This is a genomic window from Streptomyces sp. NPDC007095, from assembly GCF_040634475.1.
GTDB lineage: Bacteria > Actinomycetota > Actinomycetes > Streptomycetales > Streptomycetaceae > Streptomyces.
Window position 1 is genome coordinate 1 of record NZ_JBEYFS010000518.1, and the last position, 1,491, is coordinate 1,491.

Genomic DNA, 1,491 nt, shown 5'->3' on the forward strand with positions numbered 1-1,491 from the left:
CCCGCCGATCCCCGGGCGCCGGCCGTGGCCACATGCGACCTCCCCCACCCCGCGGGGGGCCCGCGGGCGGGGCCGCTGGCGGGGTTCGCCATCGACGGGGGGCCGCGCCCCACGGCGGCGGCCCGGCCCATCGTGCCGCCGGAGTTCCTCGCCCGGTTCGACGTCCGGCCGGCCGTCCTCGTCGTGCCGGATCCGGAGGGGCCGGGGCGGGCGCGGGCGGTCTCCGGGGCGCTGCACGGGTTACGTACGGCGATGGGGCCGACGGTGGCGCTGCACGAGGGCGCCCGGTCGCTGCGCTGGGCGGCCGAGGCGCTGGAGCTGGTGCGGCGGGGCATCCTGCCCGACACGGAGATGGTGCACTGCCAGGAGCACCTGGCCACTCTCCTGCTCTTCCGGGACGAGGCGTTGATGGACGCGATGGCCGAACGCCGGCTGAGCCCGCTGGACCGGATCCGCTCGCCGCAACGGGAGCGGCTCGCCGAGACGCTGCTGACCTGGCTGCAGAGCGGCCACAACGCGAGCGAGGTGGCGGCGCGGCTCGCCGTGCACCCGCAGACGGTGCGCTATCGGATGCGGCAGCTGGACGAGTTGTTCGGCGAGCGGCTCCACGATCCGACGGCCCAGTTCGAGATGCAGCTCGCGCTGCGGGCGCTGACGCTGCGGCGGGCCGCCGGGGCCCGGTGACGGTCACGCTCTGCGGAGTGTGCGGTTGGCGCCCGCCGCGGCCGCTGTCGCGAGCGGCCGACCGAGGCAGACCAGGGCGGCGGCCGCCCACCGGAGTCCGCCGCGTGGGCTGAACGCCTGTTCCTGCCCGAGGTCGACGAGCGGCAGTAGCAGGTGGGCTGTCCGACGGGGGCGTCGACGAGCACGTCCTTGAAGCAGAACCGGCTGCGTACGGTGACGCTGCTCATGGAGAGCCGTCCGCGCGCGGTGAAGCCGTCGCAGTCGATGCCCCAGGGGGCGCGCGGGGCAAACTGAAGCGCCCCGGGACTTCCTGGACAGTCGTCCAGCTATAGTGGACACCTGTCCATGAAACATCTGTCCAGGGGCACGGTGGACAACGGCGTACGAGGGAGCTTGCTGACGATGGAGACGGTCGCGAACGTGCTGGTGGGCCTGGTGGCCGCGCTGCACGCGTACATACTCGTGATGGAGATGTTCCTCTGGGAGAAGAAGCCGGGGCGCGGCCTGCACGGCTTCGACCCGGAGATGGCCCGGGCGACCGCGCCGATGGCCGCCAACCAGGGGCTCTACAACGGGTTTCTCGCGGCGGGTCTGGTGTGGGGACTGATCGCCGCCGATCCGACCGGGTTCCGCGTCCAGGTCTTCTTCCTGGTGTGTGTCGTGGTCGCAGGGGTGTACGGGGCGGTCACCGCCAACCGCCGCATCCTCTTCGCGCAGGCCCTGCCGGGCGTTCTTCCCTGATGATCCCGAGCGGGAGGAGCGGGTCCGACGCTGGGCCAAGGACAGGATCGAACCGTGCATGGCCGC

At 73.0% G+C, this 1,491-nt stretch carries 2 protein-coding genes; both read left to right on the top strand.

Going from position 1 to position 1,491, the window contains the following annotated elements; all coding sequences use genetic code 11:
• Positions 1–684 (top strand): helix-turn-helix domain-containing protein (locus ABZ656_RS57885; RefSeq protein WP_360280804.1); only part of this gene is annotated, 684 nt, incomplete at its 5' end.
• A gap of 402 nt (positions 685–1,086) precedes the next feature.
• Positions 1,087–1,425, top strand: coding sequence for a DUF1304 domain-containing protein (locus ABZ656_RS57890; protein WP_360280806.1), 339 nt, complete (start codon positions 1,087–1,089; stop codon positions 1,423–1,425).
• Positions 1,426–1,491 lie beyond the last annotated feature (66 nt).

What these genes read in the sequence shown, in the direction of transcription:
- ABZ656_RS57890 (WP_360280806.1), top strand. Translation starts at nt 1,087, where the DNA reads ATGGAGACGGTCGCGAACGTGCTGGTGGGCCTGGTGGCCGCGCTGCAC.